We start from the raw sequence: 18,314 nt of genomic DNA, 5'->3' as shown, positions 1-18,314 counted from the left end.
TCCGACGAGGGCCCACACCGGAGCGGTGTGGGCCCTCGTCGGATCCGGGGCAGGCGCACAGTGCCTAGCGCAGGTGCAGCGCACCGGACTTGACGGCGGTGACGAAGGCGGCGAAGGCTTGGTCCGGGAAGGTGAGGACCGGACCTTCGGGGTCCTTGGAGTCGCGGACCGGCACCATGCTCGGGAAGCTCTCGGCGATCTCGATGCAGTTGGCTCCCTGGCCGCTGAACGAGCTCTTGCGCCAAGTAGTAGCGGAGAGTTCACGCTGCATGCTTCTCGAACTCCTCTCGAAGACGGCGGATGAAGCGGAGAGACGCAGCCCGGGAAAGCGCCTCCACCTGGAGCTGATCGTAGTCCCGCGCCCACTCCGCCACAGTATCCGCGTCACGCTCAAGGAATCCGCGCTTCAGCGTCTCCCCATACCCCACCATCGCGCGATGAGGGAGCGTCAGCAACCACACCGGGTGGTAGAACGGACGGTCCTCGCCCAGTTCGAACGGGGCCACCTGGATCGTGACACCCGGACACTGCGCCATCGTCTCCAGATGCCTCAGCTGCCGGGCCATCACCTGCGCCCCGCCGATCGGCCGCCGCAGGCAGGCTTCATCCAGCACCGCATGAACGGTCGGCATGGGCGACCGCTCGAAACATCGCTGACGGCTCTGAAGCAGGTTCATTCGCTCCTCCACCTGCTCTGCGGTGCTGCGGCCACGCGCTACGAGCGCAGTCTCGTAGACCCTGGCGTACTCAAGCGTTTGGAGGATCGCCGGGATGATGTTGATCTCGAACATCCGCATGGCAATGGCCTTGGCCTCGATGTTGAGGTACTCCGGCAGACCCTCGATCAACGCGCCGTGCTGGGCCGACCACCACAGCAGCTCCAGCTGGTTCCCGCTGTCGAGCGCCTTATCGGCCGCCAGTGCGAACTCAAGCTTCGGGGATTTGAGAGCCGTTTCTACGGCCGAGATGTGGGTGTCCGAGTACCCCATCCGTCGACCCAGCTCACCCTGCGTCCACCCCTTCTCCTCCCGCAGCCTGCGCAGTTGGATGCCGAACGGGGCGTACGGACCTGACTTCGGATCAAGCTTCTTTCGATTCACGGCACTTGCCTCGATTCCCCTGGCGTGCACTGGCAGCTTGAAGGCCTTCCGATCGTAAGCACATCCACCGATGCTTGGAGGTGAAATCGCAACAGAAGGGAATCACCCGATGACCCACAGCAACCAACCCTCTCGCCTGGCCCGCCTCATCGCCCAGCAGCGCGCCCAAGCCACCGCCGCCCTGGAGGAATTGCGCGCCGCCCTCGCGCTCGACGGGATCTCGCTGCCCTCGGCCGCCGTGGACCACCAGGAGGGCCGCTTCACCGGCGAGGTGCTCCTCGATCTCGGGCGGGTGACCTTCGAGACCGCCGAGAAGATCACCGATCTCCTCCAGGACGGCCTCAACTCCCGTAGGCGCAGCACCCTTTGACCATCGCCCTGGTCCTGCGCCGACTGCGCGCCACCGTCGCCCGTACCCGCCGGCCCGCGCCCGGGTGCCCCCTCAGCTGGCCCAACTGCCCCATCTGCACCACCGAGTGAGGTCCACCCCCATGAGCAGCAACCGCAAGAGCCTGATGACCCTGCGCGTCTACCGGATCACCCCCGCCGGTCGCCGCATCCCCCTGCACCGCGAGTCCGTCCGCCTCGGCGAGCCCTACACCCGCCCCCTCACCGGCGAGTGGCCGCCCTGCGGATGCCGGTTGTGCAAACCGGCCTGAGCGCCCCTCAGCCCAGCTTCGCGACCGCTGCGTGCAGCCGCGCCAGCTCCTGGCGCGCCAGCTCGGCGAACTCGCGGCGCTCGCCCGGCTCTGTCCAGCGCGCAAGCGCGGCCGGGAACGCCTGGTACCCCAGGGCCGCCGCCAGCCGCGCCACCGGCTCGGCCACCCCGCGCTCGCGCAGCGCCCGCACCAGCACCTCGACCAGCGACGCCGCCTTGAGCAGCTCGCGCTCGCGCAGTTCGTCGTTGGCCTGTACCACGGCCGTCCGCTGCCGCACCCAGTCCCGCCGCTCCGCGGGGAACGCGGCCTGCACCGCCTCCAGCGCCGCGCCGACCATCGCCAGCGGCGTCGCGTCCCCGGGAGCCTGCGCGACCCCGGTCGTGAACAGCTCGCCCAGCAGCTCGCCGCCGCCGAACAGCACCTCGCGCTTGTCCCGGAAGTGCCGGAAGAAGGTGCTCTTCGCCAGGCCGGCCCGCTCGGCGATCTCGGCGACCGCCGTGCTCTCGTAGCCGCGCTCCACGAACAGGTCCAGCGCTGCCTGTTGCAGGCGCTCGCGCGCGTTCGGCTCCCATCGGCTCATGACCACATCCTAGGCGATGGGACTTTGTCCCATCACCTGCTACGGTAGTGACAGGACAAAGTCCCATCACTCCGGAGGTTGCCATGCGCGTCTTCGTCACCGGCGCGACCGGTCACATCGGCTCGGCCGTCGTCCCCGAACTCCTCTCCGCCGGCCACCAGGTGGTCGGCCTCACCCGCACCGAGGCCGGGGCCGACGCGCTCACCGCCCTCGGCGCCGAGCCGTTGCTCGCCACCCTGGACGACCTCGACACCCTGCGCGCGGCCGCGCGGGAGGCCGACGGGGTGATCCACCTCGCCTTCCGCCACGACCTGCTGGTCAGCGGCGACTACGCCCGGGCCACCGCCATCGACCTGGAAGTGATCCGCGCGCTCGGCAGCGAGCTGGCCGGCAAGGTCTTCGTCGGCACCTCCGGCACCGGGGCCTCCGCCACCCCGGGCACCCCGGTCACCGAGGACGATCCGAAGCCCGACGCCGCCCCGCGCGGCGCGGCGGAGAACACGCTGCTGCGGCTCGCCGACACCGGGGTCCGCGCCACCGTGGTGCGGCTGCCGCCGATCGTGCACAGCACCTTGGACGGGCACGGCTTCCTGCCCACCCTGATCGCGATCGCCCGCGCCGCCGGCTTCTCCGGCTACCCGGGCGACGGCGGCAACCGCTGGCCGGCCTGCCACACGCTGGACGCCGCCCGGGTCTACCGGCTGGCGCTGGAGCAGGCCCCGGCCGGCTCCCGGCTGGCCGTGGTGGGCGACGAGGGGATCCCGTTCCGGGTGCTCGCGGAGGCGATCGGCAAGGGCCTCGGCCTGCCGGTCGAGTCCGTCCCGGCCGAGCGGGTCGAGCAGCACTTCGGCTTCCTGAGCTTCCTCGTCCCGGCGGACCTGCCCGCCTCCGGCGCCCGCACCGAGGAGCTGCTCGACTGGCGCCCGGCCCACCCGGACCTGCTGGCCGACATGGCCGACTCGGCCAACGGGCACTACTTCCGCCCCGCCGGGTGAACAGGCACCGAACGATCAGTTCCTGCGCAACCGATCAACAGTTGCGCAAGTCCTTACTCATATGAAACTCACGGGCACCCCGTTCCTCGTCCTCTCCGTCCTGCTGGTCCCGCTCTCCGTCGTGGTGCTGATGACGGTGTGGGCCCGGGTGCGGGGGCCCAGGGCACTCCAGACCGCCGGGCGGCTCGGCCTGGTGCTGTTCGCCCAGGCGACCGCGGTACTGATGGTGTTCGTGCTGGTGAACAACGCCAACCAGCTCTACGCGACCTGGGGCGACCTGCTGGGCTCGGACAGCCACGTCCGGGCGGTGCCCGTGCCGCCGTCGGCCGACGGTACGGCGGCGGCCAACGGGCCGGACCAGCCCAAGGTCGTCCAGCAGTGGCAGGCGGTGGACGACCCGTCAGTGCCCAAGGACGTGAAGGAGACCCAGCTCAAGGGCCGCCTGTCAGGGGTGGACGGCGAGGTGCTGGTCTGGACGCCCCCGCAGTACGACGACCCCGCCTACCAGGGCAAGACCTTCCCCGTGGTCGAGCTGCTGGCCGGCTTCCCGGGCTCGGCCTCGGCCTGGTTCGGCAGCATGGACGTCTCCAAGCAGCTGGCCCCGCTGATGAAGTCGGGCCAGGTCGCCCCGTTCATCCTGGTCTCGCCGCGGGTGACCCTGCTCCCCGGACACCAGGACACCGGCTGCGCGGACGTGCCGGGCAAGGTGAACGCCGAGACCTGGCTGTGGCGCGACGTGCCGCAGCTGGTGCTCGACAACTTCCGGGTCGACCCGGCCGCCGCGCACTGGGCGGTGGCCGGCTACTCGGCCGGCGCGCACTGCGCCGTCCGGCTGGCCGTCGCCCACCCGAACCGGTTCCACGCGGCCGTCGCGATGTCCGGCTACAACGACCCGATCGGCGAGCCGGACTCGCTGACCGCCAAGGACTCGCACCTGCGCCAGGTCTCCAACCCGCTCTACCTGCTGACCCACGCCCAGACCCCGCCGGACGTCGCGCTCTACGTCACCGGGCGCAAGGGCGACGGGCTGGAGGACGCGCAGGCACTGCAGAAGGCCGCCAAGGCGCCGACCACGGTCGACCCGGTGGAGACCACCGGCCCGCACCTGACCTCCACCTGGAAGCCGATGGTGCCGACCGCCTTCACCTGGCTCAGCCAGCACGTGAAGGCCTGAGCGGTCGGCAGGAACGGGGGGCTGACCCCAGGTCAGCCCCCCGCCAGCACCCCGAGCAGTGCGCCCAGCAGCAGGCAGGGCCCGAACGGCAGCGGGTCCTTGCGCCCGGCCCGCCGGGTCGCCAGCAGGACCACGCCCAGGACCGCCGCCAGCAGGAAGCCCGCCAGCACGCCCTGGTAGACCGCGCGCCAGCCGTACCAGGCGAGCAGTGCCGCCAGCGTGGGGGCGAGTTTGACGTCCCCGAGGCCCATCGGACCGAGCAGCGCGAGCAGCCCGTAGACCAGGAAGAGCACCGCGGCCGCCAGCAGGCAGCCCAGCAGCACCCGCGGCCGGTGGTCCAGCAGCGCGGCCGCCACCAGCAGCACCGCCGTGCCCAGGCCCAGCGGCAGCGTCAGCGCGTCCGGCAGCCGGTGCACGGCCATGTCCACGAAGGCCAGCACCACCCCGAACAGCGCCACCCAGACCAGCGCCGGACCGATCGGCCATGCCACCGCCGACCCGACTGCCGCCCCGACCGCGGCGCTCGCCAACTCCACGCTCAGCGGCGCGGGCTGACTCGGCGTGCCGCAGCTCGGGCAGCGCCCGGTCGGGGGCAGCCAGCGCGGCACCCGGCCGCACCCGCACCGCCCCAACGGCTCCCCGGACGCCACCGCGTACCGCGCCACCGCGCCGCGCAGCACCGGCGCCACCGCCGCCCCACCGATCGCGCCCACGATCTCCGGTATCACGAACACCCCTCTACCCTGCCGCGGCACAGCCACGCCCCGTACGATCTGCTCGCTTGATTCGTACCGTAAGGGGGAGCTCCATGGAGCCGTTGGACAGCACCGATCCCGAGGCGATCGGCCCGTACCGACTCATCGCCAGGCTCGGGGTCGGTGGCATGGGCCGGGTCTACCTGGCCCGCAGCGCCGGCGGACGGACGGTGGCCGTCAAGGTGGTCCGCGGCGAACTCGCGGGCGACCAGGAGTTCCTGACCCGGTTCGGCCGGGAGGTGGCGGCGGCCCGGGCGGTGGACGGCACCTACACCGCGCCGGTGGTGGACGCCGAAGTCTCGGGCGCGCAGCCCTGGTTGGCCACCGCCTACGTGCTGGGCCCCTCGCTGACCGATGCGGTGGGCCGGTACGGCCCGCTGCCCGAGCACTCGGTGCGGGCACTGGGCGTCGGCCTGGCCCAGGCGCTGCGCGCGGTGCACGCGGCCGGGCTGGTGCACCGCGACCTCAAGCCCTCCAACGTGCTGCTGGCCGCCGACGGCCCGCGGGTGATCGACTTCGGCATCGCCCGCGCGATGGACGGCGACCAGATGACCCGCACCGGCGTGGTGGTCGGCTCGCCCGGCTACATGTCGCCGGAGCAGGCGGCCGGGCTGGCGATGACCCCGGCCAGTGACGTCTTCTCGCTCGGCTCGGTGCTGCTCTACGCGGCCTGCGGGCACGGCCCGTTCGAGAGCGAGTCGGGACCGGCCGCCCAGCTCTACCGGGTGGTGCACGACCAGGCCGACCTGGGCGAGCTGCCCGCCTCGCTGCGCGAGGCGGTCGGCGCCTGCCTGGCCAAGGAGCCGGCCCGCCGGCCCACCCCCGAGCAGCTGAGCGCGATGCTGGCCCCCGACGGCCCGGACTCGCTGCTGCGCGACGGCTGGCTGCCGGTGCCGGTGGCCTCCGCGCTGGCCCGGCACGCCGCCGCGGTGATGGACCTGGAGGCGCCGGTGCGCAACGGCTCCCCGGCCCCCGCCGCGCAGGCGGCGTACTCGCCGACCACCACCGACGGTCACGCGGTGGCCGACCCGGGCACCATGCAGCTCGGCGGCGCCGCCGGGCCGCCCGGCACCACCGGCGGCCCCGGCACCGTGCAGCTGGGCGCCGCGCAGCACGGCGGCGGCGCACCGACCCTGCCGCAGCCGGCCGCCCCCGGGCCGAAGCCGTCACGCCGCAACCTGCTGGTGGCCGGCGGCGGCGTGCTGGCGCTGGCCGCGGCCGGCGGCATCGGCTGGGCGCTGAGCGGCCACGGCGGCAAGCCGGTCGCGGGCGGCAGCACCAGCCCCTCCCCCGCGCCCGACAGCGCCGCCTCGACCGGCACCGTGCCGCTGCCCGCACCCACCGCCACCCGCGCCGACGGGGTGCCGCCCGGCCCGCTGTGGACCTACCCGGCCAAGGGCCGGCTCGGCCTGGGCCCGGCGCAGTTCGCCGGCGGCCTGCTGCTGCCGCCGGGCGACGCGCTGGTCGCGCTGGACCCGGCCAGTGGCAAGGAGCAGTGGGCCCGCCGGGACGTGCAGGCGATCGAGATGGCCGCGCACGGCAACGACGTGTACGTCAGCGCGCTGGGCGGCGCGGCCGGCTACGACCTCAGGACCAGCGCCCCCAACTGGCAGTCCGCCAACCGTTCCACCGACAACCGGACGATCAACGCCAACCGGCTGCTCGGCGTGGACGACAAGCACCTCTACCTGCTGGCGGACCTGACGGACGCCAACTTCGCCAGCACCAGCGGGGTGCTGGCCTTCGCGCTGGACACCAAGCAGGTGGCCTGGTTCCAGGAGCGCAAGAAGGGCACCGACACCGTCTTCATCTCCAGCATGGTGGCCGGCGGCAACGTCTTCTACACCGACGCCGACGCGAACCTGGTGGCCCGCGGCGGTGCGACCGGCCAGCAGCTCTGGTTCGCCGACACCGGGGCCAAGGCGGCCTTCCAGCCCGCCGCCGACGACACCCAGGCGTACTGCCTGGTGGGCGGCACCGGCCTGCAGGCGGTGCGGCTGAGCGACGGCGTGCAGCAGTGGAAGATCCAGCTGCCGGCCGGCCAGCTCGGCATGTTCACCCCCGTCACGGCGAGCGGCGGGGTGGTCTACGGCAGCGACGGCTCCGCCTCGGTCTCCGCCTGGAGCGCCAAGGACGGCACGAAGCTGTGGACCTGCCCGCTGCCCCGGTCCCCCTCCGGGCTGGTCCCGCCGGTGCTGGTGCACGACACCCTGTTCGTCCCCGGCAAGGGCGACGAGGGCCTGTACGCGGTGGACACCAAGCACGCCAAGGTGCGCTGGACCTTCAAGAACGGTCTGAACACCGGCGACGACTGGTACCTGTCCACGGACGGCGAGCGGCTCTTCGCGGTGTTCCAGTCCACCGTGTACTGCCTGCCGCCGGTCTGACCGGCCCCCGGACCACGTGGTTCTCCCCTGGGCGCAGGGGAGAACCACGTGGTCAAGAACACGCGCGGGCCGGGGTGGCGGCCCCGTACAGTTTGCGCATGCAGGTCATCCAGTCCAGCAAGCTCGCCAATGTCTGCTACGACATCCGCGGACCGGTGCTCGATGAGGCGATGCGACTGGAGGACCAGGGACATCGCATCCTCAAGCTGAACACCGGCAATCCCGCCGCGTTCGGCTTCGACGCGCCGCCGGAGATCCTGCAGGACATCCTGCGCAACCTGTCCGGCGCGCACGGCTACGGCGACTCCAAGGGCCTGCTCTCGGCGCGCCGCGCGGTGGTCATGCACTACGAGGAGCGCGGCCTGCACGGGCTGGGCGTCGAGGACGTCTTCCTCGGCAACGGCGTCTCCGAGCTGATCCAGCTGGCCATGACCGCGCTGCTGGACGACGGGGACGAGGTGCTGGTCCCGGCCCCGGACTACCCGCTGTGGACCGCCTCGGTCAGCCTGGCCGGCGGCACCGCGGTGCACTACCGCTGCGACGAGCAGTCCGAGTGGTACCCGGACCTGGCCGACATCGCGGCCAAGGTGACCGACCGCACCCGGGCCATCGTGGTGATCAACCCGAACAACCCCACCGGCTCGGTCTACCCGCGCGAGGTGCTGGAGGGCATCGTCGAGATCGCCCGCCGGCACGACCTGGTGGTCTACGCGGACGAGATCTACGACAAGATCCTCTACGACGACGCCGAGCACGTACCGCTGGCCACCCTGGCCCCCGACCTGTTCTGCGTCACCTTCAACGGGATGTCCAAGGCCTACCGGGTGGCCGGCTTCCGGTCCGGCTGGATGGTGCTCTCCGGCGACCGGCACCGGGCCCGCAGCTACATCGAGGGCCTGACCGTACTGGCCAGCATGCGGCTGTGCGCCAACATGCCCGCCCAGCACGCGGTGGCCGCGGCGCTCGGCGGCCGGCAGTCGATCAAGGACCTGATCCTGCCGGGCGGCCGGCTGCTGGAGTCGCGCGACGCCGCCTACCGGCTGCTGAACGAGATCCCCGGGGTCAGCTGCGTGAAGCCGAAGGGCGCGCTGTACGCGTTCCCGCGGCTGGACCCGGCGGTGTACAAGATCAAGGACGACGCGCAGATGGTGCTGGACCTGCTGCGCTCGCAGCGGATCCTGATCGTCCAGGGCACCGGCTTCAACTGGCCGGAGCCGGACCACTTCCGGCTGGTCACGCTGCCGCGCCCGGAGGAGATCGAGGACGCGGTGACCAGGATCGGCGAGTTCCTCTCCGGCTACGTGCAGCTCTGAGCCCGCGGGGCTCCCGGGCACGACGCCGGCGGCCGCGGGCTACGGCACGGCGGTCCCTGTGATCCTTGGTCGGGGAAGGACCGCCGTACCGAAGGCCGCGGCCGCCGGTGTTCCTGCTTCCGGCCGACGCGGAATCAGCTGTTGAGGGCTCAGCTGATGCCGCGTCGACCGTGGTTCGCGGGGGTCAGCCCAGGCGCTTGACCAGCGCCCGGTACTCGTCCCAGAGCGCCTCGGGGGTGTGCTCCCCGAACAGCTCCAGGTGCGCCGGGATCAGCGCCGCCTCCTGCCGCCAGATCTCGGGGTCGACCGAGAGCAGCAGGTCCAGCTCGGCCTCGCTGAGCTCCAGGCCGTCCAGGTCCAGGGCGTCCTTGGCGGGCAGCACGCCGATCGGGCTCTCCACGCCGGCCGCGGTGCCCTGCAGGCGCTCGACGATCCACTTGAGCACCCGGCTGTTCTCGCCGTAGCCCGGCCAGACGAACTTGCCGGCGGCGTCCTTGCGGAACCAGTTGACGTAGTAGATCTTCGGCAGCTTCTCGGCGTCCGCGGCCGCGCCCAGCTTCAGCCAGTGGGCGAAGTAGTCGCCCATGTTGTAGCCGCAGAACGGCAGCATCGCGAACGGGTCGCGGCGCAGCTCGCCCACGGTGCCCTCGGCGGCGGCGGTCTTCTCCGAGGCGATGTTGGAGCCCAGGAAGACGCCGTGCTGCCAGTCGAAGGACTCGGTGACCAGCGGGACGGCGGTGGCCCGGCGGCCGCCGAACAGGATGGCCGAGATCGGCACGCCCGCCTGGTCCTCCCACTCCGGGGCGATGGTCGGGCACTGGGCGGCCGGCACCGCGAAGCGGGCGTTCGGGTGGGCGGCCGGGGTGTCCGAGGCCGGGGTCCAGTCGTTGCCGCGCCAGTCGGTCAGGTGGGCCGGCGGCTCCTCGGTCAGGCCCTCCCACCACACGTCGCCGTCGTCGGTCAGCGCGACGTTGGTGAAGACGGTGTTGCCGTACAGCGTGTCGATCGCGTTGGCGTTGGTCTCGGTGCCGGTGCCCGGGGCGACGCCGAAGAAGCCCGCCTCCGGGTTGATCGCGTAGAGCCGGCCGTCGGCGCCGAACCGCATCCAGGCGATGTCGTCGCCGATGGTCTCCACCTTCCAGCCCGGGATGGTGGGCTGGAGCATGGCCAGGTTGGTCTTGCCGCAGGCGCTCGGGAAGGCGGCCGCGATGTACTTCACGTCCTGGTTGGGCGCGGTCAGCTTGAGCACCAGCATGTGCTCGGCCAGCCAGCCCTCGTCCCGGGCCATGGTGGAGGCGATCCGCAGCGCGTAGCACTTCTTGCCGAGCAGCGCGTTGCCGCCGTAGCCGGAGCCGTAGGACCAGATCTCGCGGGTCTCGGGGAAGTGCGAGATGTACTTGGTGCTGTTGCACGGCCACGGGACGTCCGCCTCGCCCTCGGCCAGCGGGGCGCCGAGGGTGTGCACGGCCTTGACGAACTCGCCGTCCTCGCCGAGCTGGTCCAGCACGGCCTGGCCCATCCGGGTCATCACGCGCATGGAGACGGCCACGTAGGCGGAGTCGGTGATCTCGACGCCGTAGGCCGCCAGCGGGGAGCCGACCGGGCCCATCGAGAACGGCACGACGTACATCGTGCGGCCCTTCATGGAGCCGCGGAACAGGCCGCCCTCGCCGTTCGCGCCCTGGAAGATCTCACGCATCTCGGCGGGAGCCTTCCAGTGGTTGGTCGGGCCCGCGTCCTGCTCCTGCTCGGAGCAGATGAAGGTGCGGTCCTCGACCCGGGCCACGTCGCTCGGGTCCGAGGCGGCGTAGTACGAGTTGGGGCGCTTGGCGGGGTTCAGCTTCTTGAAGGTGCCCTGAGCCACCAGCAGGTCGGCGAGGCGCTGGTACTCCTCCTCCGAGCCGTCGCACCACTCGATGCGGTCCGGCTGGGTGAGTTCGGCGATCTCGTTGACCCAGGCCAACAGGCGGGCGTGGCGGGTGGGGGCTGCCGTGCTGACGGCGAGATTCTCCTGCGACACGATCGCTCCTTCACGCCGACTCATGCCGTGAGTCAGGCGTCCGGGGGTTGAGGGTGCTTAGCAGCGTAGCTCCGACTTTCGACCCCCAACACGGCATGCTGTCGGTTTTGAAGCAAGTTTTGCTACGTCATGGACAAAAAGAGGGCCTCCAGGAGGCTCTCCCGGAAGGGCTGGAGATCGACTAGGTCACATCCGAACGCACCACATTGGCCAAAAGTGACGCGTCCCACTTCCTACTTGGAAGTAACCTACGGCTCCGTAGGTAGCATGGCGCCCATGACTGCGGACCGGCTCGAGGGTGGTGCTGTGGAAACTGTGGTGGCGGAAGTGACCCCGGTGCGCGAGGCCAAGCCGGCCTGGCGCGGATGGCTGCACGCGGGGATGTTCCCGGCGGCGGTGGCGGCGGGGATCGTGCTGATCTGCCTGGCCGACTCGACCGAGGGCCGGATCGCCTGCACGGTGTACGCGGTGAGCGCCTGGCTGCTGTTCGGGGTGAGCGCGCTCTACCACCGCTTCGACTGGGGCCCGCGCGGCGACGCGGTGCTGCGCCGGCTGGACCACGCGAACATCTTCCTGATCATCGCGGGGTCCTACACGCCGTTCACCATCCTGCTGCTGCACGGCGGACGGCGGCAGCTGCTGCTCTGGCTGGTCTGGGGCGGCGCCCTGGCCGGCATCGCGTTCCGGGTGTTCTGGGTCGGCGCGCCCCGCTGGCTCTACACGCCCTGCTACCTCGCGCTGGGCTGGGCGGCGGTCTTCTTCCTGCCCGACTTCCTGCGCACCGGCGGGGTCGCCGTGATCAGCCTGATGGTCGCGGGCGGGCTGCTCTACAGCGCGGGCGGCGTGGTCTACGGGCTCAAGCGGCCCAATCCGTCACCGCGTTGGTTCGGTTTCCACGAGGTCTTCCACGCCTTCACCCTCGGGGCCTTCATCGTGCAGTACGTGGGCATCTCGCTGATCGCCTACAAGGCGGCCTGAGTACGGGTGGCCGACCGCCGGGACCGGGCCGCGCTGCTCGCGGGCCCGGCGGCAGCGGTCGCAGTGCGCGCTGTCCGGGCGGCTGTCGTGGCCGTAGTACCCGTGGCCGGCGGGGCGGAACCGGCGGCCGACGTGGATCATCACCAGCACCGCCTCGACCGAGGCGACCGCCCAGACCAGCGGGGCACCGTCGGCCAGGTAGGCGGCGACCACGGCGAGCGCTGCGGCGACCACGACGACCGTGCCCCAGAACTGCAGGTCCCGAGTGTCCTTCACGGCCGTCGCCACCTCTCCCCGTCCTGACCCAGTGGCACATCGTATCCACCGACAGTCACTGGCCGTAGTCGACGGCGAGCGAACAATGCATCAATGTTTCTTCAACATCGGGTGCCGCCCGGGGCACCGAATGCCCTAAGGTGTCCGGACCTACCAGCAGCCCCGCACGGGTGTTCCCGTGCGGGGCTGCCTATTGTGCCTGATGGGGCGTCAGGCGGTGCCGGTGCGGGGTCAGCCGGTGCCGGTTCGCCTGCGCAGGGCCAGCGCCGCACCCGCCAGGGCGGTGACGCCGAGGGCGCCGGCGGCCAGCACGCCGGTCAGGCCGTCGCCCTGACCGGCCGCCCCCGCCGTGGAGAAGCCGCCGCCCAGGCCCGCCTTGTCGTAGCCGGAGCCGGGCAGCTTGTCGCCGTACCGCTGGTGCACCAGCTTCTGGTAGGCGGCCAGGCTGACCCCGCCGCCCACCGAGGTGCGGGCCTCCGCGTCCAGCGGGAGCACCCGGCCGCCGCGCAGCACGTACCAGGCGTTCAGCTGCGGCTCGCGGAAGACGGTGCCGCCACCGCCGGCCGCGCCGCGGGCCGCGTAGTCGGTCTCGTCGCTGCCGGAGGCGATGTTCACCACCTGCCAGTGGTCGTTCTGACGCACCGTCCAGACCGAGGCGCTGCGACCGTCGGCGGAGACCGCCTTGGTGGCCGTGAAGTCCACCCTGGCCACCGGGGCACCGGCGGTGCCCGCCACGAAGGCCGGGTCCAGCGTGTAGACGGGGACGGTGTCGCCGACCAGGGCCGGGGCCGCAGCCGCGGCGGCCTGCGCCTCGGTGGCGGCGGAGACCGCGAGCGGCTTGGTGGGCGGGACGCCCTTGCGGGCGAAGAAGTGGCCGAGTTGGTCGAGCACGGCCGGGGACTGGGCCGCACTGCGGGCGGCGGCCAGGTCGCTCGGGGCCACGGTGGCGGGGGCCTCGTCGGCCGCCGCCAGCGGAGCCGCCAGGGCGGTGAGGGCGAGGGCGGCGGTCAGGGTCGCGGTGATCCGGGTGAGCTTCATCGGGGCCTCCTCACGCGCCGATCCGGTACAGGGAGTGGGTCCAGGAGAAGGAGCTGTTGCTCACGTAGTAGCCGTAGTCCGCCCAGTTGTAGCGGTAGTCGGAGGGCCAGGGGTCGCCCCAGTAGACCCAGTTGTTGCTGGTGTCGTAGCCGTACAGCACCTCCATGTGGCCGCCGCCGGAGGACCACTGGATCCGGGTCTCCACCGGGCGGTTGCTGTTGATCTCGTTCTGCACGGTGGCGTAGTACAGGTAGCCGTTGACGTAGCTGCCCGGGTTGATGCCGATCCAGCTGAGCGCGTTCTGCACGTCGTCCAGCGCGGCCTGGCTGTTCGGGCAGCTGGAGTTGACGGACCGTCCGAAGGCGGCGTTGCAGAACTGGTTCTGGGTGTAGCTGTAGCCGAAGTAGCCGGCGATGCTGTCGCCGCTGGCGGCCCAGCACCAGTTGGAGTTCTGCTGCTGCTGCATCGTCAGGTTGAGGGTGCGCCAGGTGGTGCCGGCGGTGGCGGTGCGGGGGGCGGCGGCAGCCGGGGCGGCGGCGCGGACCGTGGGGGCGGTCGCGGCGACGGCCGGGGTGCTGGTGACGGCGGTCAGGGCCGGGGCGACGGCGGCGAGCGCCGCCAGGGCGAGGGCCCGGCGCAGCCGGCCGGTTCTGGGGACGGGGCCGGGTGATCCGGGCAGTGCGGGGCGTCCTGGAGCGGACAAGGCGGTTCCTCCTTGCGTGGGGGCAGGGAAGGGAAGTGGGGGGCACGCGGCCCGGCGCCGTCCGGATCGGCGGCGGGGTGTGAGAGAGCATCCGACCGTTGACCGGAGCTGGTCAACGGCGTGCGGAGCGGGGTGCCCCGCGAAGTGAACGCGGTCCGGCGAGTGTGAACGCCGCAAGCCGCTGCCCACCGGGAGGGTGACAGGGCGACACCGGCGTGTGAATATTCACCACCGTCGCGCCGCGCGACTCGCGTCTCACGCCTGGGGCCTGGGGCCTGGTGCCGCGCGCCGCGCGACCGTCGCGTCCGGATCCCCCAGCCCGGACGGGAGAGGAGCTCGCCGTGCCCCAGCAGCCCGACCTAGCCGCCGTGTTGCGCACCGGACCGTTCCACGTCGCGCTGCGCACCGCGCTGACCGCGCGCGGGCTGGCCCTGCACCGGGTCCAGCAGCACCTGGCGCAGCGCGGCGTGCACGTCGGAGTGACCAGCCTGAGCTACTGGCAGCAGGGCCGGCGCCGCCCCGAGCGGGCCGAGTCGCTGCGCGCGGTCCGGGCCCTGGAGGAGGTGCTGGAGTTGCCGGCCCACTCGCTGACCCGGTTGCTCGGGCCGCGGGTGCCCTCGGCCGCCGAACCTCCGGTGCCGACCCGCCCCTACCGGGACCTGATCAGCCCCGCGCGGGCGGTGGACGGCCTGCTCGCCGAACTGCCGGGCCCGCGCGACACCGGGGTGCACACCGTGGCCCACATCGAGCGGATCCGGATCGGGCCCGACCGGCAGTTGGTCAGCCGCGACTCGCAGCACGCGGTGCGGGCGCACCGGGACGGGATCGACCGGTACCTGGCGATCTACCAGGGGGACCCGGGATCCGACGTCTCGTCAGTGCGGGTGCGGGCCGAGGAGAACTGCCGCCCCGGGCGGATCCGGCGCGACCGGTCGGCCCAGTTGGTGATCGCCGAACTGCTGCTGGACCGCCGGCTGCGCGCCGGGGAGACCCACCTGCTCGGGTACGGCTTCGACGACGCGCCCGCACCGGCGCCGAGCACCGAGTACGTGCGGGGCTTCAACGCCGGCACCGGCCAGTACGTGCTCCAGGCCACCTTCGACCGGGCCGCGCTGCCGGTGCGCTGCCACCGCTTCGCGAGCCGCGCACCGGGGGTGGCGCCGCACGAGCGGGAGGAGCTGACCCTGGACGGCCGGGGCTGCGTGCACGTGGTGGCCACGGGGCTCGGGCCGTGCCTGGTGGGGGTGGAGTGGGGTTGGGAGTAGCAGCGGGGGCGGAGTTGCCGCCACCGCCGCCACCGCCGCTACTTCCGCTGCTCCGCTACGCCCGCCGGAAGTCGAGGATCACGCTGTCGTCCACCGGGCGGTACCCCAGCTTCTGGTAGATCGAGTTGCTGGTCGGGTTCGCCAGGTCGGTGAAGAGCAGGACCTCCCTCGCCCCGCGCTCGCGCCCCAGCGCGGAGACGGCCGCCGTCACGGCGCTCGCGTAGCCGCGGCCGCGCTGGTCCTCGGGCGTGTACACCGGCCCGATCCGGGTCATGCCGGCCAGCACCGGCGACAGGCCCGCCATCGAGACCGGACGGCCCGCCGGGTACTCCCACAGGTGCAGGTCGTCGCTGCCGAGGCGACGGGCGATGATCCCCGGCACGTCCCGCGGGGCGAAGTCGACCGCCGAGGCGAACCGGGCGAACCAGTCCACCAGCAGCTCCGCGTCCGCCTCGGTGCCCCGCCGCAGCCGCCCGGGGACCTCGGTCGGCGCCGTCAACCCGCCCAGGCGGAAGAGCCGCTGCTCCTGGTTGACGGTGACCGCGGCCCCGGTCCGCTCGCTCCAGCGCTGCGCGAAGGCGCGCGTCCGGTCCGCCGGGCCGCCCGCGCCCGCGAGCTCCGGCCACGGCAGTGTGTCCGCCAGTTGCACGGCGGCCGCCGGCGGCATCGTCCCCAGCCGGATCGGCTGCGGCGGGGTCTGCAGGCAGGCGCCCGCGACCGGCTCGCCGGGGCCCGGGCGCCACCAGCCGAACCGCGGCCCGAGCGCCGGATCGCCTCCGGCGGCCCCGCCCGCGGCGAGCTGGTGGGTCAGGGTCAGCAGCACGGTGTTCTCGACCGGCCGACCGCGCAGGTACTCCCCCGCGTGCTGCTGGAACTCGGCCACCGACTCACTGAAGGTCCACGTCATCCAGCGATCGTGCGCCCCCGGGCCGCCCGGGTGCACCCGGTTTTCCGCCCTGCCCTACTTCACCTGGGCCGCCAGCTCCTCCGGATCCGTGGTCGGCGCCTGGCACACGAAGTGCCGGCACACGTACGCCGCCGGCTCCCCGCCGCGCATGGTCCGCCCCGCGAGCAGCGGCGCCTCGTCCCCCTCCTCGCCCACCGCGACCACGGCCCCCGGCGCGGTCGCCAGCAGCGCCGCGCGGTGCAGCGCGGCCGTCCGGGGGTCCCCGGCGGGGCCGACCACGGCGATCTCACGCGGCCCGTCCAGCAGCGCCTCGGCGGCGGCCAGGCCCCAGCCGATGAACCGCGGTGCCTGGCCCGCCAGCGCGCCCACCACGCCCAGGGCGCGCTCGGCGGCGGTGCGGTGGCGCTCGGAACCGGTGTACGCGGCGTAGCTCAGCAGGGCCTGCGCGGCCGCCGTCCACCCCGACGGGGTGGCGTTGTCGGTCGGGTCCTGCGGGCGGCGGATCAGCTCCTCCGCATCGTCCGCCGCGTCGTAGAAGCCGCCTGACTGCTCGTCACCGAAGTGCCGCAGCACCAGGTCCAGCAGTCCGCCCGCCAGCGAGAGCCACTCCCCCTCGCCCGTCACGGCGTACAGCGCCAGGAAGCCCTCCGCCGTGTCGGCGTAGTCCTCCAGCACCCCCGCGTTGGCGCCCGCCTTGCCGTGCCGCGAGGTGCGCAGCAGGCGCCCGTCGGCGGTCAGGTGCACCGCGAGCAGCAGGTCCGCGGCCCGTTCGGCGGCCGCCACCAGGTCGGGCCGCTCCAGCAGCGCGCCGCACTCGGCCAGGGCGGCGATCGCCAGGCCGTTCCAGGCCGCGACCACCTTGTCGTCCCGCGCGGGGGCGGGCCGCTCGGTGCGCGCGCCCAGCAGGGCGGCCCTGATCCGCTCGTAGGCCGCACCGTCCTCGGGCTCGGCCGGCAGCTGCAGCACCGAGCGCCCCTGCTCGAAGGTCCCCTCCCGGGTCACCCCGAACAGCCGGGCCGCCAACTCCCCGTCGGCCTCGCCCAGCACCTTCGTCAGCTCCTCGGGCGTCCAGACGTAGTACGCCCCCTCGCGGCTCTCCCCGCTGCCCTCCTCGATGCTGTCCGCATCCAGCGCGGAGGCGAACCCGCCCTCCGGCGTGACGAGTTCGCGCACCATGAAGTCGGCGGTCTGCTCGGCCACCCGCCGGGCCAGCGGGTCCCGGCCGGCCCGCCACAGGTGCAGGTAGACCCGGGCCAGCAGCGCGTTGTCGTAGAGCATCTTCTCGAAGTGCGGGACCACCCAGTCCGCGTCCACCGAGTACCGGGCGAAGCCGCCGCCGAGCTGGTCGTAGATGCCGCCGCGCGCCATCGCCTCCGCGGTGGCCGCGGCCTGCTCCAACGCCACGGCAGAACCGGTGCGGGCATGGTGGCGCAGCAGGAACTCCAGCACCATCGACGGCGGGAACTTGGGCGCCCCGCCGAACCCGCCGCGGGCCGCGTCGAAGCTGCGGCTCAACCCCGCCAGCGCCTGGTGCAGCTCCCGCTCCCCGGGCGCCGACACCCCTGCCCCGACCCCGTACACCCGGGCCCGCTCCGCGAGCTCCGCCCGGATCCGCCCCGCCACCTCGGCCACCTCGTCCCGCCGCTCCCGCCAGGCGGCCTCGACCCCCTCCAGCACCTGCCGGAAGCCGGGCATCCCGTGCCGCGGCTCGGGCGGGAAGTACGTCCCGAAGTAGAACGGCTCCTTGCTCGGCGTCAGGAACACCGTCATCGGCCACCCGCCCTGCCCGGTAGCCGCCTGCACCGCCTCCATGTATACGGCATCCACATCCGGCCGCTCCTCCCGGTCCACCTTCACCGAGACGAAGTGCTCGTTCAGGTACCGGGCCACCGCGTCGTCCTCGAACGACTCATGGGCCATCACATGACACCAGTGACACGCAGCGTAACCGACTGACAACAGAACGGGTACATTGCGCCGTTTCGCTTCCTCGAACGCCTCGGGTCCCCACGGCCACCAGTCGACCGGATTGTCGGCATGCTGAAGCAGATAAGGCGAGGTCACACCAGCCAACCGGTTCATACGACCCAGCCTCTCACGCCAACACGGTCCTGCCGGTTCGGCCCGCAAACCCCCGCCCTACTCCTGAGTTCCACAGTTGGTG

18 protein-coding genes are annotated in these 18,314 nt (G+C 72.7%); 8 read left to right on the top strand and 10 right to left on the bottom strand.

Annotated elements, in window-relative coordinates:
* Nucleotides 1-64: 64 nt before the first annotated feature.
* Both C7C46_RS31220 and C7C46_RS31215 read right to left on the bottom strand, forming a co-directional pair.
* The gene (locus C7C46_RS31220) at nt 65-271 is read right to left on the bottom strand and encodes a DUF397 domain-containing protein (RefSeq protein ID WP_110673289.1); all 207 of its coding nucleotides are present in this window, start codon (nt 269-271) and stop codon (nt 65-67) included.
* The gene (locus C7C46_RS31215; protein ID WP_181442636.1) at nt 261-1,100 is read right to left on the bottom strand and encodes a helix-turn-helix domain-containing protein; all 840 of its coding nucleotides are present in this window, start codon (nt 1,098-1,100) and stop codon (nt 261-263) included. The genes C7C46_RS31220 and C7C46_RS31215 overlap by 11 nt, the downstream gene beginning before the upstream one ends.
* Nucleotides 1,101-1,209: 109 nt before the next feature.
* Here C7C46_RS31215 and C7C46_RS31210 point away from each other — a divergent pair, with 109 nt between their 5' ends.
* Together C7C46_RS31210 and C7C46_RS35485 are read left to right on the top strand one after the other, a co-directional pair.
* Nucleotides 1,210-1,470: a hypothetical protein gene (locus tag C7C46_RS31210; RefSeq protein ID WP_245985239.1), complete on the top strand. Its 261-nt coding sequence runs from the start codon at nt 1,210-1,212 to the stop codon at nt 1,468-1,470.
* Between the two features lie 121 nt (nt 1,471-1,591).
* Nucleotides 1,592-1,759, top strand: a complete 168-nt coding sequence (locus tag C7C46_RS35485; protein WP_181442635.1) for a hypothetical protein — start codon at nt 1,592-1,594, stop codon at nt 1,757-1,759.
* A gap of 7 nt (nt 1,760-1,766) precedes the next feature.
* Here C7C46_RS35485 and C7C46_RS31205 read toward each other — a convergent pair whose 3' ends face one another.
* A complete protein-coding gene (locus C7C46_RS31205; RefSeq protein WP_110673287.1) occupies nt 1,767-2,339 on the bottom strand; it encodes a TetR/AcrR family transcriptional regulator in 573 nt (190 codons plus the stop codon).
* A gap of 83 nt (nt 2,340-2,422) precedes the next feature.
* Here C7C46_RS31205 and C7C46_RS31200 point away from each other — a divergent pair, with 83 nt between their 5' ends.
* Nucleotides 2,423-3,334 (top strand): SDR family oxidoreductase, encoded by a 912-nt coding sequence (locus tag C7C46_RS31200; RefSeq protein WP_110673286.1) that lies wholly within the window; start codon nt 2,423-2,425, stop codon nt 3,332-3,334.
* A gap of 61 nt (nt 3,335-3,395) precedes the next feature.
* Nucleotides 3,396-4,508 (top strand): alpha/beta hydrolase, encoded by a 1,113-nt coding sequence (locus C7C46_RS31195; protein ID WP_342775456.1) that lies wholly within the window; start codon nt 3,396-3,398, stop codon nt 4,506-4,508.
* Nucleotides 4,509-4,540: 32 nt separating this feature from the next.
* Here C7C46_RS31195 and C7C46_RS37615 read toward each other — a convergent pair whose 3' ends face one another.
* Nucleotides 4,541-5,242 (bottom strand): prepilin peptidase, encoded by a 702-nt coding sequence (locus C7C46_RS37615; protein ID WP_110673285.1) that lies wholly within the window; start codon nt 5,240-5,242, stop codon nt 4,541-4,543.
* 74 nt (nt 5,243-5,316) lie between these two features.
* On the opposite strand from C7C46_RS37615, the gene C7C46_RS31185 reads away from it, so the two are divergent.
* Both C7C46_RS31185 and C7C46_RS31180 read left to right on the top strand, forming a co-directional pair.
* Entirely contained in the window at nt 5,317-7,650 is a 2,334-nt protein-coding gene (locus tag C7C46_RS31185; protein WP_110673284.1) for a protein kinase domain-containing protein, read from the top strand.
* A 98-nt stretch (nt 7,651-7,748) separates the two neighbouring features.
* Nucleotides 7,749-8,963, top strand: coding sequence for a pyridoxal phosphate-dependent aminotransferase (locus C7C46_RS31180; protein ID WP_110673283.1), 1,215 nt, complete (start codon nt 7,749-7,751; stop codon nt 8,961-8,963).
* Between the two features lie 184 nt (nt 8,964-9,147).
* On the opposite strand, the gene C7C46_RS31175 is transcribed toward C7C46_RS31180, so the two are convergent.
* Entirely contained in the window at nt 9,148-11,007 is a 1,860-nt protein-coding gene (locus C7C46_RS31175; protein WP_110673282.1) for a phosphoenolpyruvate carboxykinase (GTP), read from the bottom strand.
* A 243-nt stretch (nt 11,008-11,250) separates the two neighbouring features.
* Here C7C46_RS31175 and trhA point away from each other — a divergent pair, with 243 nt between their 5' ends.
* Nucleotides 11,251-11,961, top strand: a complete 711-nt coding sequence (gene trhA, locus C7C46_RS31170; protein ID WP_425470155.1) for a PAQR family membrane homeostasis protein TrhA — start codon at nt 11,251-11,253, stop codon at nt 11,959-11,961.
* Here the strand turns inward: trhA and C7C46_RS34520 are convergent.
* The 3 genes from C7C46_RS34520 to C7C46_RS31155 form a co-directional block, all read right to left on the bottom strand.
* Nucleotides 11,857-12,237, bottom strand: coding sequence for a hypothetical protein (locus C7C46_RS34520; RefSeq protein ID WP_146259287.1), 381 nt, complete (start codon nt 12,235-12,237; stop codon nt 11,857-11,859). The two genes, trhA and C7C46_RS34520, sit on opposite strands and share 105 nt — an antisense overlap.
* Nucleotides 12,238-12,468: 231 nt before the next feature.
* Nucleotides 12,469-13,275 carry a hypothetical protein gene (locus C7C46_RS31160; RefSeq protein ID WP_110673279.1) on the bottom strand — a complete coding sequence of 269 codons (807 nt, stop codon included), beginning with the start codon at nt 13,273-13,275 and terminating at the stop codon, nt 12,469-12,471.
* A gap of 10 nt (nt 13,276-13,285) precedes the next feature.
* A complete protein-coding gene (locus C7C46_RS31155; RefSeq protein WP_425470154.1) occupies nt 13,286-13,978 on the bottom strand; it encodes a papain-like cysteine protease family protein in 693 nt (230 codons plus the stop codon).
* Between the two features lie 341 nt (nt 13,979-14,319).
* Between C7C46_RS31155 and C7C46_RS31150 the strand changes: the two genes are divergently transcribed.
* Nucleotides 14,320-15,243 carry a hypothetical protein gene (locus C7C46_RS31150; protein WP_110673278.1) on the top strand — a complete coding sequence of 308 codons (924 nt, stop codon included), beginning with the start codon at nt 14,320-14,322 and terminating at the stop codon, nt 15,241-15,243.
* A 55-nt stretch (nt 15,244-15,298) separates the two neighbouring features.
* Here the strand turns inward: C7C46_RS31150 and C7C46_RS31145 are convergent, their stop codons facing one another.
* Nucleotides 15,299-16,150 (bottom strand): GNAT family N-acetyltransferase, encoded by an 852-nt coding sequence (locus C7C46_RS31145; protein ID WP_110673290.1) that lies wholly within the window; start codon nt 16,148-16,150, stop codon nt 15,299-15,301.
* Nucleotides 16,151-16,204: 54 nt separating this feature from the next.
* On the bottom strand, nt 16,205-18,232 hold the full coding sequence (locus tag C7C46_RS31140; RefSeq protein WP_110673277.1) for a thioredoxin domain-containing protein: 2,028 nt from the start codon (nt 18,230-18,232) through the stop codon (nt 16,205-16,207).
* Nucleotides 18,233-18,314: the final 82 nt, after the last annotated feature.

This window comes from Streptomyces tateyamensis (assembly GCF_003205575.1).
Taxonomy (GTDB): domain Bacteria; phylum Actinomycetota; class Actinomycetes; order Streptomycetales; family Streptomycetaceae; genus Kitasatospora; species Kitasatospora tateyamensis.
The sequence above is the reverse complement of the archived record's forward strand: the minus strand, read 5'-3'. Positions and strand labels throughout refer to the sequence as shown.

Coding starts and splice junctions, on each gene's coding strand:
- C7C46_RS31200 (WP_110673286.1), top strand. CDS start 2,423: ATGCGCGTCTTCGTCACCGGCGCGACCGGTCACATCGGCTCGGCCGTC.
- C7C46_RS31195 (WP_342775456.1), top strand. CDS start 3,396: ATGAAACTCACGGGCACCCCGTTCCTCGTCCTCTCCGTCCTGCTGGTC.
- C7C46_RS31220 (WP_110673289.1), bottom strand. CDS start 271: ATGCAGCGTGAACTCTCCGCTACTACTTGGCGCAAGAGCTCGTTCAGC.
- C7C46_RS31140 (WP_110673277.1), bottom strand. CDS start 18,232: ATGAACCGGTTGGCTGGTGTGACCTCGCCTTATCTGCTTCAGCATGCC.
- C7C46_RS31210 (WP_245985239.1), top strand. CDS start 1,210: ATGACCCACAGCAACCAACCCTCTCGCCTGGCCCGCCTCATCGCCCAG.
- C7C46_RS31175 (WP_110673282.1), bottom strand. CDS start 11,007: ATGAGTCGGCGTGAAGGAGCGATCGTGTCGCAGGAGAATCTCGCCGTC.
- C7C46_RS31185 (WP_110673284.1), top strand. CDS start 5,317: ATGGAGCCGTTGGACAGCACCGATCCCGAGGCGATCGGCCCGTACCGA.
- C7C46_RS31160 (WP_110673279.1), bottom strand. CDS start 13,275: ATGAAGCTCACCCGGATCACCGCGACCCTGACCGCCGCCCTCGCCCTC.
- C7C46_RS31205 (WP_110673287.1), bottom strand. CDS start 2,339: ATGAGCCGATGGGAGCCGAACGCGCGCGAGCGCCTGCAACAGGCAGCG.
- C7C46_RS31145 (WP_110673290.1), bottom strand. CDS start 16,150: ATGACGTGGACCTTCAGTGAGTCGGTGGCCGAGTTCCAGCAGCACGCG.
- C7C46_RS31180 (WP_110673283.1), top strand. CDS start 7,749: ATGCAGGTCATCCAGTCCAGCAAGCTCGCCAATGTCTGCTACGACATC.
- C7C46_RS35485 (WP_181442635.1), top strand. CDS start 1,592: ATGAGCAGCAACCGCAAGAGCCTGATGACCCTGCGCGTCTACCGGATC.
- trhA (WP_425470155.1), top strand. CDS start 11,251: ATGGCGCCCATGACTGCGGACCGGCTCGAGGGTGGTGCTGTGGAAACT.